The following is a 13,063-nucleotide window of genomic DNA, read 5'->3' as shown; positions in this document are numbered from 1 at the left end:
GATCAACCCTTCTTCGCTACTAGTTTTTCATTGGTACGATTTACTGTTACGTTTGCTACTTTTTCGTAAAATTGTATGATGCCGCTGTGATCCAGATTGACCTTTCCATCAGCCTTTAGCGCATGAAAAATTTCTAAAAGTTGACTCGTCAACGGAAGCGGTACATCGAGATCATGTGACGTTGCGATAACATTAGTAATATCCTTCATATTGATCGCAATTTTTCCTCCGGGATTAAAATTGCGTTCGAGAATCATCGGCACCTTTGCATCCAATACCGTACTACCCGCAAGGCCACCACGAATTGCTTCGTACATTTTTTCAATATTGATCCCAGCCTTTGCAGCAAGAACGAGTGCTTCAGACATTGCCGCAATATTTAAGTTAACGATGATTTGATTTGCTAGTTTTGCAGTTGAACCGCACCCTGTTCCACCAACTAATGTCACACTCGCTCCCATGGCATCGAGAACATTGCGAACGCTTTCAAAAACAGTCTGATTACCACCAACCATAATTGCTAACGTACCATCAATCGCCTTTGGTTCACCGCCGCTCACCGGCGCATCCAGCATTTCAATCTTATGTTCAGCAAGTCCTTTTGCAATGTCTATTGATTCTGCCGGAGTAATCGAACTCATATCGATAACGATCGTTCCCGGTTGTGCACCCTCGATAATGCCATTTGATCCTAATGCAACCATTTTGACATGTTGCCCTTTTGGAAGCATAGTGATGATTACTTTACAATTTTCTGCGACTTCTTTTGCAGAAGACGCAGCTGATGCGCCTAATTGTACCAATTCATCAACTGCCGAACGATTGAGATCGTGTACCATCAATGAATAATTTGCTCGAATCAGATTGCGTGCCATAGGTTTGCCCATGATTCCCAAACCGATAAAACCAATTGTTTTTTCCATCCCACTAACCTCCAAATAGATTCATAGTTTCACAGAACATATATAAGCGCTTTCATTTATTATAAAAAAATAGTTGTATACAAATATCACTATTAATGTATACAATTTAATTCGTTCTGTATATTTCATTATATCCTCATCTTTGTGTGATATCAATCATTTACTTTTTTATTTTTTTATATTTATCTAAGTAGGTATTATGGAATGTCATCACCACTTTGCTATAATTGGATAAGATTTTACATACCACGGATTGGAAAAAGGTGACGCTCATGCAGAATAACTCAGATGATTCCCAGCAGACTTCCGCTGCTTCAAAAGCCTATGAAGTGCTACGAGATATGATTTTAAACGGAGATCTCCCTAGCGGAGCACGAATTACAGAGGGTAAAATCGCAACGATGGTTGGGGTAAGTCGAACCCCGATCCGAGAGGCGATTCAAAGGCTTGAACATGAGCATCTCATTGTCAATAAGATTGTCGTCAAACCAACAGAAACGGAATTACGTCATACCTTCCAAGTACGTATCTTGCTTGAAGGTTATTCCGCGCGTTGTGCCGCAATGTTCTTCACAGAAAAGGATTTTGAAAGCTTAGCTGAGTTCGTCAAAATCGGAAGGACAGGTTCATTAGATGAAATCATGCGTGCCAACGAACAATTTCATGAGACAATTGTTCGTGCAAGTAATAATCCGATCATGATCGATATCATTGAAAGTATGAAATCAATCATTTATCTTTTTAGCCGCACTGTCGTCACCCGTGAACGCCCTTTTCTCATCGACGAGCATGAAACAATCTATGAGACAATTAAAGCTCATGATGCAGACAAAGCAGAACAATTAATGAACCAGCATCTTCAGGCAGATCTCGATTTTTCCCTGCATTTTATTAATAATTAAAGAAGACCAACAGCACATCATGTCTGTGGTCTTCTTTTGCATACACTAATACACTAATCTACAAATCAATCAAAACCGAATTTATACCCCAAATCATTTGGTAATGATGAAAAATAACTGACTTAAGTATCCGATTACTAATCGTAAACGTTCTTACAAGGACGTCCTATTATTCTTTTATGGAAGATCCAATTGGTTATGCAATAACTTATCTTCATTCTTTATTAAGTGCTCTAATATATATTTTCGAGAATCATGTTCATCATGTTTCCTCAGAGCATTAATAATTTGTACGTGTTCTTCTTGAGCTATCTTGAAATAATGATAAGACATACTCTTTGATTGTTGTTTGGTAATCTTAACCGCTTCTTTAAAATACATAGCCATCATTTCAAACATTTTTTCATAAATCGTATTGTGTGATGCAAGTATAATTAAGTTATGGAAGAGAAAATCCTCATCAATACCTAATTTACCTTGTTCATTTGCTAAAATCAGTTGACTGTTTGCTTCTTCAATAGCTAGTAATTCCTCATTTGTGATTCTTTTCGATGCAAGCGCTGTACCTTCTACTTCAATTCCTCGTCTAAATTCAAGAATTTCTAATAAAGACTGCTTCCCCATGATCAATTTATTTGTCACTTCATCAAGCATGATTGATCCATTAATTTCTTTGACAACACTTCCCACTCCTGGGCGTTTTTCTATAATTTCTTTAGCAGCCAGTACACTTAAAGCTTCTCTTACGACAGTCTTACTTACATTAAAATCTGCAGCAAGAACATTTTCAGAAGGCAGTTTATCACCTGGCTTTAAATTCTCTCTCTGGATAAAGTCAACGATTTGCGTTACAATTTCTTCGTATAAATTTTTCTTATTAATTATTTTAAACGACATTATTTCACTACTCTCTATGGTTGTCGTAAACGATTTGATCGAGCACACTTTAATGCTTAGGAGCGGGAACGTGGACGAAAATAACTTCACTGTACATCGTCAAGATAGAGTATTTGAACAAGTTGCAAAACAAATCATTCATTTTATAAAAAGTAACAGTCTAAAACCTGGTAATAAACTTCCTGCAGAACGTCAGCTTTGCCAATTACTAGGTGTAAGCCGCTCCTCAATACGAGAAAGTATTAAAATTCTTGAGTTGTTAGGCTACGTTACTTCCAAACAAGGTGGAGGTACCTTTGTTAATGCTCCACCTCTTTATATTATCCCTGGCAATACACTTCATTTTAAAATAGACCACTCTGAATTAATTTCTTACTACAGTGTATTTCTCATGTGTTCAATGAAAATTGTATTACAGTCCTTAACCGATCATTCAACATCTCAAGAAACAAAACTGTACGTTGATGATGAAGAATCCAGTTATTGCATGCATCCCTTTTTCAATTCATTCATTAATTGGATCCACACGCTAATTAATAATAATGACAATATTCGTTTTCAAGATTTGTGGTCCTCAACGTGTATATTTTTACAGCACCATCAATACTTTGATAATTTACCTGAAGTCGACACTCAAGAGCTTCAATTATTTCTATCAGCATATCATCAAAAAGATTCTGCTGCACTATTTCTTTTATTTGAAAACCTAGACTTTAAATGATCATAACATTTGTTGAATACCTTTTATGCAGCAGAAATCACATAGCGATCACTGATTCATTTTTAGATAAGCATTGTTTTGTTCAAAATATTCTGTCCAATGGTGTTCCTCTTCATAGTGCTTTCCAATAGATAATAATTGATCTTCAGAATACGGTTTCCCAATGATCTGCATACCAACAGGTAATTTTTTTGATGAGAATCCACATGGTACAGTTAATACTGGATAACCCAATAAATTTCCAATAGGGGTCTTTCCTAAGTCAAAAATATTATTAATGCTCTCCTCTGGACTTCTTTCCCCTACGTCAAACGGAGTAATTGAATGTGTTGGCGAAAGAATATAATCACATTCTTTCATAGCCTCTTTTACATTTTCCAGAAAAGATCGTCTTACACGTTGGGCTTCAATATATTCTGATGCTAAAACCTTAGATCCAGAATTCAGTCGAAATTGAACATCCTTTCCGAAATCATTTGGATACTTTTCAAATGTATTTTTATGAAATGTATAAGCTTCAGATTTGGAGATTATTTTTTGAGCATTTAACCCCTCTGCTATTCCCGGAATTTTTATGTCGATAAACTGAATACCGATAGCTTCTAGGTCGTACATAGCTTGCTCAACAATCATCTGAATTTCCTCTTCGATTCCATCAAAAAAATACTCCTTACATATTCCGATTTTAATCGAACGATGCTTTATCGTATGGATATTTTCAATGGAAAGGTCTAATCCATGATTTTGAATCATTTTCGGATCTACGATTACCTGAAGAATCAATGCACAATCATCAACTGTTCTTGCCATGGGACCAATATGATCAAATGACCAGCTTAACGGTACACAGCCCTTACGATTTACAAGATTAAATGTCGGCTTGAGACCTACGATACCGCATAATGATGAAGGCAGTCTGATCGAACCTCCAGTATCTGTCCCAAGTGCCCCATAACACATTCCAGCTGCCACAGCAACAGCAGAGCCTCCACTTGATCCGCCGGGTATCTTGGTCAAATTCCAAGGATTACGAGTTGGTCCATAATGGGGATTTTCGGTTGTAGAACCCATTGCAAATTCGTGTAAATTAGTCTTTCCTATAATCACTGCACCGGCATCTTTCAATTTGCTGACAACTACTGCATCTTGAGCAGGTTTCCACTTACTCAATACTTTCGAACCAGCTGTTGTTATGCTTCCTTTCGTCTCAAAGATATCCTTAATTGCAATTGGTACCCCATGTAATGGACCACGAATATTCCCACGAATAATCTCGTCATCCGCTTTCTTAGCCTGTTCCAAAGCAGATCCATCCATGACTTGAATATATGCATTCAAAGCAGGATCCAATTTATGAATCCGATCGAGCATCTTTTCAGTGATCTCCACCGAAGAAATTGATCCTGATTTCAATTGTAGGGAAATTTTTCTGATGTCTTCAAAAAATAAATGATCCATTATTATTCATCTTCTTCACTAAAAATTTGAATGGTATCATAAACGAATGCTGGCTCAATCATGGCGTCTTCGAAGTTTGATTCTACATCCAAATTTTCTTTTAGATATTGTGATAATTCCATTTGCCAATCACTCCTTCATCTAAACTAAATATAGTTCGTTTCAATTAATAGAATTGATTTCATAAGCTTCACTCTTGATTTCATTTAAACTACCATCAAGAGTTAATATTGAACCAAGCAACTTTTTTGTTACTTTATTTTGCGGATGCCGAAAAATTTGTTGTGCTGTATTTACTTCAACAATTTCTCCCTTATACATAACTGCAACCCGATCACAGAAGTATGCTACCAGGTCAAGATTATGAGCGATAAAGAGATAGGTAAAATTAAATTCTTTTTGTAAATTTTCAAGCAGACTAACAATCTGTGCTTTCACAGATACATCTAATGCCGAAACAGGTTCATCTAATACAAGAAACTCAGGATGAAGTACAAGAGCTCTAGCTATTCCAGCTCTTTGGCGTTGACCGCCGGATAATTGATGTGGATAACGATTCGCAAAATCTTTTCTCAGGCCAACCATTTCCAAACAATGATAAACTTCTTTCATGGCCGCATCTTGACTATATTTCTTATTTTTAATAAGTGGATAGGCAATCTGTTTGCCGATTGGTCGCCGTGGATTAAATGCAGAACCAGAATCTTGAAAAATAATCTGAACTTTTGAGCGATAGTCTTTCATTTCCTTTTTTGAGAAATGACTGATCGATTTTCCATCATATAATATTTGACCATCTGTAGGATCCATAAGCTTCATGATCATTCTTCCAATTGTCGTCTTCCCTGAACCTGATTCTCCAATTAATCCAAAAGTTTCACCTCGATTGATTGAAAGGCTGACATCTTTGACCGCATGAATGCTTTTACTCTTAGAAAACAAACTTCTTTTTCCACCAAAAGATTTAATCAAATGATCTACTTTCACAAGTGGGACATCAGCTTTTGTCATCATTCTTAATCCTCCTTGGCAAAGATACACCGTGACAAATGTTCCATATTATTCTCTGAACTTAGAGCATTAACTTTCTTCAATTCTGGTTGAATTTGAGAGCATTGAGCGACAGCTTTAAAGCACCGAGCAGCAAAGCGGCAACCTGTAATTTTCTTTGTTAAATCTGGTACTTCTCCTGGAATATTGAATAATGAAGTATTATTATTCGAATTACTGTATATCCATTTTAGATCCGGTATGCATTTTAATAGACTTTTTGTATACGGATGCTGTGGATCATTTATGACATCTTTTGCTAATCCCGTTTCAACAATTTGCCCAGCGTACATGACAACCACTTTATCTGCCATGTAAGAAACAACCCCAAAATCATGTGTGATCATCAATATAGTGGTTCCAAAGTTTCGATTAACATCCTTTAATAAATCCAACACTTGTAATTGAACAGTTGGGTCAAGAGCAGATGTTGGTTCATCTGCAATAATTATTTCCGGATTACAAGATAATGCCATCGCTATAATAACCCTTTGTCTTAGCCCACCACTGAGTTGGTGAGGGTAAGACTGATAAATTCTCTCCGGATCCTCAATTCCCATTTTCTTTAATAAATCAATAGTTTTTCCTTTAGCATCTGCCTTTGAGACATGCTGACTGGCGAGTATAATTTCTACAATTTGTTTTCCAACCCTATAAGAGGGATCAAGGGAAGTCATAGCATTTTGAGTAACTAATGAAATCTTATTTCCTCTTAATTTCCATTTATCACGGTCATTCATAGTTAGAAGGTCAGACTGATCTAATTTGATTGACCCTTCATAACCTTTTAGAAGTTTCTTAGGAATGAGCTGCATGATTGAATTAATGGTCATCGACTTGCCTGAGCCTGATTCACCAACAACGACCATAATTTCACCTTTATTTAACTTCAAATTAATATCCTCTATAACACTAACTTCACCCGAAGATATTTTGATCTTTGTCGTTAAATGTTCAATATTCAATACCGGATCTTGACTATCCGTCTTTTCAATCATGTTCATATGCTAAATCACTCTCCTTTCACCACTCATCATTTTTGCGTTGGATCCAATAAATCTCTTAACCAGTCGCCAAGGGTACTAAACGCAAATGCCAGGATAATTATTGCCAATCCAGGAAACAAAGTAACATAAGGGTCTCCTTGCATTAATACATTTTGTCCCTCACTTGCCATGAGACCCCAGTCTGCAGTTGGAGGCTGTACACCCAATCCTATAAAGCTTAGTCCTGCAACGGTGACAATCGTGACACCGCATAAAGTTGCTGAATAAACGATTAAAGAAGGTAAAACATTTGGCATAATTTCACGAAACATGACTGCAGCCCTACCCATCCCATATGCTCTAGATGCTTCCACATATTCTTTTTGCATTTCCTGAATAGTATCTGTGTAGACAATTCGAGTCATATATGGAATTCTCACAATAACCATAGCAATACATACATTTAATAAACCTGGTCCAAGAATCGCAGCAATAGCTATTGCAAGTAAAACTGAAGGAAATGCAAAAAATACATCCATAATCCTCATTAGTGAGTTACCAATTCTCCCTTGGAAAAAACCTGCAATAATTCCAAGACACATGCTGACCACAGCTGAAATTACTACCGGAACAATGGAAGAAAACAATGAGGTTCGTGTTCCATATATAATTCTGCTTAAGATGTCACGGCCTTGATCATCTGTTCCGAAGAGATGACCAGCAGTTCCCGGCATTGCCAACCGTTGCGCAGTATCAGCAGCTGAATTTGGCCCATATGGTGAGAGCCAATCTGCAAAAATAGCAACTAGTGCCGTAACGATAATAATCGTGATTCCTAGAGCAGCAGTTTTATCCTTTCCGAAGATCCTCATTACTTTGCTACCCCAGCTAAGTTCTGTATTCATTCAGCAGCACCCCTTTCAGCTTGTTTTATTTGCTCACTGATTCGTGCAATTTCGGGTTAATCATAATATTTATGATGTCTACGATTAAATTAACAAAAACAAATCCACAAGCGATTAACAAAATACCCGCTTGAATCATTGGATAATCCTTAGATGAAATTGCTGTATACATTGCCTGCCCAACACCCGGCCATGAAAAAACAATTTCACTAAATAATGCACCCCCAATGATATAACCTACCTGCAGGCCAATTATATTAATAATTGGCGGTAGGGCATTTCTTAACACATGGAAAATATTGATGTGTACTTTTGATAAATTAAAAGATTTAAAAAAGGAGACATAGTCTTTCTTAATCTCATCAAGAACAGCATTTCGCGTTAATTGAGCAATAACCGCAACAGATACAAGTGAAGTAGCAAATGCTGGAAGAACTAAGTGATATAAAAGATCCAATGGGCCTCCGTTTCCTCTCATATTGACCATACCGTTTATAGGGAAGATAGGATATTGTAAAGCAAGAAGCCACATCAGCATGAGCGCAATCCAAAAAACAGGTATACTGGCACCGATCGATGAAATTGCCATAAAAACTTTATCAAAAATACTTCCTTTGTATATTGCACTAAGCACTCCTGAACCAACACCTAAAATAATAGCAATGACTAAACTTGCAAGAGTTAAGATTATGCTGTTCCAAAATTTTGGTAATAATTCACTTGCAATATTCATGTGTAAGGTATAGGAGAAACCTAGATTTCCTGTTATTATTTTCTTCAGCCAATCAAAATATTGAATAATCAATGGTTGATCAAGGCCCATCTGACTCCGTAATTTTGCTAATGCACTTTTTGTTGCTTCTCCACCAAGAATTGTTTGAGCTGGATCGCCAGGAATTAGATGTATCATTAAGAAAACAAGAATAGTTACTCCAATCAAAACCGGTATCACATATAATAATCTAGAAATGATATATTTGTACAAAGTAATCACCTCACATACTTTCTTAATGATCAATCATGTAGCGATGATAAAAATTTTCCCGTCATTTATCTTAAATAAATTTAGAAAATGACGAGATTATTGAAATCAAACTTCTAATTTTTATCACCTAATAATCAGTGATTAATTTTTATTTTCAACCCAAACTTTTGCAAGTGAGTACCATTCCTCAGCAGGTATTACAAACCCATGAACGTTCGTGCTCAGTACATACGGTGCGGAATCGTTAACAATAGGTGCCCATCCTGGGTTTGTCATCATCATATTTTCAGCTTTTTTCCATAACGCAAGTGACTTTTTCTGACTAACTGCAGTCGTTGCATCGTCAAGAACTTTATCAAGTTTCGGATCATGGTATCGACCGGAATTATATCCACCTGGTGCCATGAATTTTGAATTAGCGATCATCGATAAGAAGTATGGCGTTGTACGTCCTGAAGACATCTGATTCATCCCTACACTCTTTGGCATCCCCATATTATATTGAGCAACATAGGCAATCCATTCAGTTGTGCTGATTTTTAGATTGATGCCCACTTTTTTCAAGTCACGTTGTATCCATTGCGCAATTGCTGTCGGCATAAGCTGACCTGATCCGTCAACTGAAGTTTGCAATGTCGTTGAGAACCCGTTTGGATATCCGGCCTGTTTCAACAATTGTTTCGCCTTTGCCGGGTCATAGGAATACCACTTTTTTGAAGGATCAAAAGCGAGATTTGCCGGACTTTGAATCGTATATGCGGGTTTAACAGAACCCTTAAGTAAGTTATTGGCTATTTGTTTTCGATCAATCGCATAATTGATTGCTTGGCGTACTTTAACATTTTTCATAATCGGATTATCCATGTTAAATGTTAGATACCAAACATGTGGTGGTGTACCACTCAAGATCTTAAACTTTTGCTGTTTCAATTTTGCAAGTGCATCCGCAGGCGGCACAGCAATCATATCTACTGAATTATTTTGCAATGCTAATACCCTACTTGATGAATTAGACATTGGTCTAAAAATGACTTTATCAAGATATGCTTTCTTTCCCCAATAATCTTTGTTCTTAACCAATGTAATATTTGATCCACGCTGACGACTTTTAAATTTAAATGGTCCTGTCCCCACTGGGTGATTACCCAATTGTTCATTGCCATATTTTTTAACTGCTGCAGGACTGACAATCTGAAGCGAGTTAATTTCGCCTAGCATTCGAGGAAAATCTGCAAAAGGCTTGGACAATATGATCTGAATTTTATAATCGTTTATTATTTTGTACCCTTTATTGTATTGCAATGCTCGGAATGTTCGTGCTGCTCCAAGCTTGTAGTAATATTTAAACTTTGGATCTGTTAGTCTCTTCAAATTAAAAGCAACTGCTTGTGCGTTAAATGGCGTACCATCCTGAAATTTTACATTTTTTCTGAGATTAAAAGTGTACGTTTTTCCATCATCAGACTTGCTGTAACTCGTTGCCAAAATAGGAATAAGTTTTGGAACAGGAGCTTCTTTGGAAGACTTACTTAAATCCTCACCAATCAATGGTTCATAGATTTGATTATTTATTCTCATCGTTACCCATCCACTAGCAGAAGATGGGTCTAGAGTATCTGCTTCTGATTCTATTCCAATGATCAGCGTTCCACCGTTCTTCGAGATATGCTTACCACCGGCGACCCCTCCACCACAACCAGATAATACAAGGAGCATTGCAAGTAAAATAACAGCTAACCGTTTAATTGGCATTTTGCATCTCACCTTTTTTCATGAAATATGTAAAAATAAAAATTCCAACCATATTACCCAGAATTATCTCAAATAACATTATTTTCAGATTTTAATTTGTGAATAATCACCACCTTTTTATCAAAATAGATAATCAATACTGACAGTTATGCTGTTACTATGGTCTGACCAATAAACGAAAAATTTTTCTTCGAAATCAATACTACTCCTGAGAAATCCTTTTTCAATACTATTGTCAGAATTTATAACAAACTTTTTTTTGCGTTTTCACTACCTCCACCTATTGAATCATCTGGTACTCTCTAGTGAGAATATCACTTATGTCCTCACAATGAGAATCATCATGGATCAAGAAACAACGCTTTACTAATGAGTCATTGTTATGAAACAATCGGCAATTGTGAACTTGAACTAGACAATGTAACGACACATTTGAAAATTTATCACAGTGATGATCGATAAGCACAAAAAATCTTGTTCAAAAATTTCAATCATGGTATATAAAAACGAGAGGAAAATTAAGTCCTCTCGTTTTTTGTAATGTTGGCATGGATGTGTGGAGAGAAAAGATGAAACTCATCTCTCCACACATTTATTTTTTTGAAGATCTCGGAATAGTATTTTATATTCTATGAATCTTACAACCCATTAACCGTGTAATACCAAATGTTCTTGTCGACTGCACCAACGACTCCGCTTGATGTACCGCTGCTCGTATATTGCCAAATATCGACATTAAAGTTTGCACCCGGACCTTGATTCGTTTCTTGACCGCGATAACGCGAAAGCCAGATTAAGAATTTCGGTTGCGCAGGCTGTGCCCTAGAAATCGCAGGTAGATTGATATTGTTATTAAAGAAATAGAGATTCGAATAGATACCCAACTGATTGAAACCGTTCGTCCTCATTTGTTTAATAAAGGCAAGTACATTATTCGTCAGTGTATCTTTGTCCACACCGTTTGTGGTTTCCACATCGATAAACAGATAGTGAACCTGAGCGCCTTGTGCATTTGCCGCACGAATCTGATTTGAGAAGACATTTGCTTCATTCTGAGCACCTGATACATTTGATGCGCGGAAGAAATGATAGGCATCGACGGAAAGCCCCGCCTTGTTTGCCGCTACAGCATTGCCAACAAACGTACCATCCGTACTGCCACCTTCAGAAGCTTTGGCAATAATGAAACTGTTTCCATCTTGCTTGATTGCACCAAAATTAATTTGGCCATCTCCAGCATCATTCTGATAATGGGAAATGTCTAATCCAAACTGAGAACCGCTCGTTTGAGGCGGATCAGTCGGCTGGCTACCGTAAGATGCCGGCTGCGTAATATTTAAATATTGAGCCTGAACATAGCCTGTAACATTACCAAATTTCACCTGTGCATATTTATTACCTTTACCTGTTACTGTTACACGATTACCCATACTCATAACCAACTTAGTGCTGTAATCCACGCTGGCATGATCACGAATTCTCAAAGTATTTGAGGTCACATAAGCAGTGTATGCCTGGAACGGCTGCGAATTCAAATGAATGTTTTGGACGTAACCAATGGTGCCACCATAATTCACAAGTGCATATTTATTCCCTTTACCGATAACAGATACTTTGTCACCCATGTTCAATGTGCGTTTCACTGAATAATGAGTACTTGCTTGACTACGCACTTTCAATGTATAAGAGGTCACATAAGCATCCATTGATTGAAATGGCTGCGGATTTAAATGGATATTTTGAACATATCCTGTCGTTCCACCATAGCTGACAAGTGCATATTTATGACCTTTACCAAGTACCGTAACTTTGTTTCCCATGCCCAGTACACGTTTTGTTGTGTAATGCACACTTGCACGGGTTCGTACCTTCAGCGTGTAAGAAGTAACGTAAGCGCTGAAGGATTTATACTTGCTCCGGCTCAGGTGCTGAGTCTGAACATAACCTGTTGTACTGCCATACTTAATTCGGGAATATTTACCATATCTACTGGTCACCGTAACTTTATTCCCCATATTCAATGTGCGTAATAGACGATAATGAGTGCTTGCCTTACTGCGGACTTTCAATGTGTAAGAAGTGACGTAGGAACTGTACGAAGAACTTGCGTGTGCGGTACCGGTCGTGACATTCAACGAAAGCGCAATCAATGCTAAAACCACAAAACCGGTAATGAACTGTCTTACATGTAGCTTCACTTTTCACTCTCCCTTTGAATCGTTGAGACCTCATATAGTGGCTCAAGTCTATTATCTGAAAATATGTACTATGTACTCTATTAAAATAACATTTTACAAGTAGCGTGTATGTAGGTCAATGCGCTCATTAAATGTTAAGAAATCCCAACGAATAATTTACAAAAATATTACTGATCATTACTCCCTAATTGATATCAATCCACATCGCTCATAAATCAGTTTTCTTAACTCTAAAATTATTAAATGTTATGATAAGTAAAAGTATTTTCTGAGAATTGCTCGAAGA

Annotated in this window: 11 protein-coding genes; 2 read left to right on the top strand and 9 right to left on the bottom strand. The window is 37.0% G+C overall.

All coding sequences use genetic code 11. The annotated features are described in order from the left end of the window. Positions 1 to 2: 2 nt before the first annotated feature. Positions 3 to 923, bottom strand: a complete 921-nt coding sequence (gene garR, locus NIE32_RS02030; protein WP_253052505.1) for a 2-hydroxy-3-oxopropionate reductase — start codon at positions 921 to 923, stop codon at positions 3 to 5. 272 nt (positions 924 to 1,195) lie between these two features. Here garR and NIE32_RS02025 point away from each other — a divergent pair, with 272 nt between their 5' ends. Next, positions 1,196 to 1,825 carry a GntR family transcriptional regulator gene (locus NIE32_RS02025; RefSeq protein ID WP_253052503.1) on the top strand — a complete coding sequence of 210 codons (630 nt, stop codon included), beginning with the start codon at positions 1,196 to 1,198 and terminating at the stop codon, positions 1,823 to 1,825. Between the two features lie 177 nt (positions 1,826 to 2,002). On the opposite strand, the gene NIE32_RS02020 is transcribed toward NIE32_RS02025, so the two are convergent. Then, positions 2,003 to 2,722, bottom strand: a complete 720-nt coding sequence (locus NIE32_RS02020; protein WP_253052501.1) for a FadR/GntR family transcriptional regulator — start codon at positions 2,720 to 2,722, stop codon at positions 2,003 to 2,005. Between the two features lie 70 nt (positions 2,723 to 2,792). Between NIE32_RS02020 and NIE32_RS02015 the strand changes: the two genes are divergently transcribed. Continuing rightward, the gene (locus NIE32_RS02015) at positions 2,793 to 3,443 is read left to right on the top strand and encodes a FadR/GntR family transcriptional regulator (protein WP_253052499.1); all 651 of its coding nucleotides are present in this window, start codon (positions 2,793 to 2,795) and stop codon (positions 3,441 to 3,443) included. Between the two features lie 48 nt (positions 3,444 to 3,491). Here the strand turns inward: NIE32_RS02015 and NIE32_RS02010 are convergent, their stop codons facing one another. The 7 genes from NIE32_RS02010 to NIE32_RS01980 all read right to left on the bottom strand — a co-directional run bounded on the left by NIE32_RS02010 (position 3,492) and on the right by NIE32_RS01980 (position 12,777). Further along, positions 3,492 to 4,901, bottom strand: a complete 1,410-nt coding sequence (locus NIE32_RS02010; protein WP_253052497.1) for an amidase — start codon at positions 4,899 to 4,901, stop codon at positions 3,492 to 3,494. A gap of 162 nt (positions 4,902 to 5,063) precedes the next feature. After that, complete coding sequence (locus NIE32_RS02005; protein WP_253052495.1) at positions 5,064 to 5,915, bottom strand: ATP-binding cassette domain-containing protein; 852 nt, start codon at positions 5,913 to 5,915, stop codon at positions 5,064 to 5,066. 2 nt (positions 5,916 to 5,917) lie between these two features. After that, positions 5,918 to 6,955, bottom strand: coding sequence for an ABC transporter ATP-binding protein (locus NIE32_RS02000; RefSeq protein WP_253052493.1), 1,038 nt, complete (start codon positions 6,953 to 6,955; stop codon positions 5,918 to 5,920). A gap of 29 nt (positions 6,956 to 6,984) precedes the next feature. Continuing rightward, entirely contained in the window at positions 6,985 to 7,842 is an 858-nt protein-coding gene (locus NIE32_RS01995) for an ABC transporter permease (protein ID WP_253052491.1), read from the bottom strand. 25 nt (positions 7,843 to 7,867) lie between these two features. Next, positions 7,868 to 8,827 carry an ABC transporter permease gene (locus tag NIE32_RS01990; RefSeq protein ID WP_253052489.1) on the bottom strand — a complete coding sequence of 320 codons (960 nt, stop codon included), beginning with the start codon at positions 8,825 to 8,827 and terminating at the stop codon, positions 7,868 to 7,870. A gap of 141 nt (positions 8,828 to 8,968) precedes the next feature. Beyond that, positions 8,969 to 10,579 carry an ABC transporter substrate-binding protein gene (locus NIE32_RS01985; protein ID WP_253052487.1) on the bottom strand — a complete coding sequence of 537 codons (1,611 nt, stop codon included), beginning with the start codon at positions 10,577 to 10,579 and terminating at the stop codon, positions 8,969 to 8,971. A gap of 638 nt (positions 10,580 to 11,217) precedes the next feature. Further along, the gene (locus NIE32_RS01980) at positions 11,218 to 12,777 is read right to left on the bottom strand and encodes an SH3 domain-containing protein (protein WP_253052485.1); all 1,560 of its coding nucleotides are present in this window, start codon (positions 12,775 to 12,777) and stop codon (positions 11,218 to 11,220) included. Between the last annotated feature and the right edge of the window lie 286 nt (positions 12,778 to 13,063).

It is taken from the genome of Sporolactobacillus kofuensis (assembly GCF_024125425.1).
In the GTDB taxonomy this organism is placed as follows: domain Bacteria; phylum Bacillota; class Bacilli; order Bacillales; family Sporolactobacillaceae; genus Sporolactobacillus; species Sporolactobacillus kofuensis.
Note: the sequence above shows the minus strand (reverse complement) of the source record. Positions and strands in the feature narration are given on the sequence as shown.

What these genes read in the sequence shown, in the direction of transcription:
- garR (WP_253052505.1), bottom strand. Translation starts at nt 923, where the DNA reads ATGGAAAAAACAATTGGTTTTATCGGTTTGGGAATCATGGGCAAACCT.
- NIE32_RS02025 (WP_253052503.1), top strand. Translation starts at nt 1,196, where the DNA reads ATGCAGAATAACTCAGATGATTCCCAGCAGACTTCCGCTGCTTCAAAA.
- NIE32_RS02020 (WP_253052501.1), bottom strand. Translation starts at nt 2,722, where the DNA reads ATGTCGTTTAAAATAATTAATAAGAAAAATTTATACGAAGAAATTGTA.
- NIE32_RS02010 (WP_253052497.1), bottom strand. Translation starts at nt 4,901, where the DNA reads ATGGATCATTTATTTTTTGAAGACATCAGAAAAATTTCCCTACAATTG.
- NIE32_RS02005 (WP_253052495.1), bottom strand. Translation starts at nt 5,915, where the DNA reads ATGATGACAAAAGCTGATGTCCCACTTGTGAAAGTAGATCATTTGATT.
- NIE32_RS02000 (WP_253052493.1), bottom strand. Translation starts at nt 6,955, where the DNA reads ATGAACATGATTGAAAAGACGGATAGTCAAGATCCGGTATTGAATATT.
- NIE32_RS01995 (WP_253052491.1), bottom strand. Translation starts at nt 7,842, where the DNA reads ATGAATACAGAACTTAGCTGGGGTAGCAAAGTAATGAGGATCTTCGGA.
- NIE32_RS01985 (WP_253052487.1), bottom strand. Translation starts at nt 10,579, where the DNA reads ATGCCAATTAAACGGTTAGCTGTTATTTTACTTGCAATGCTCCTTGTA.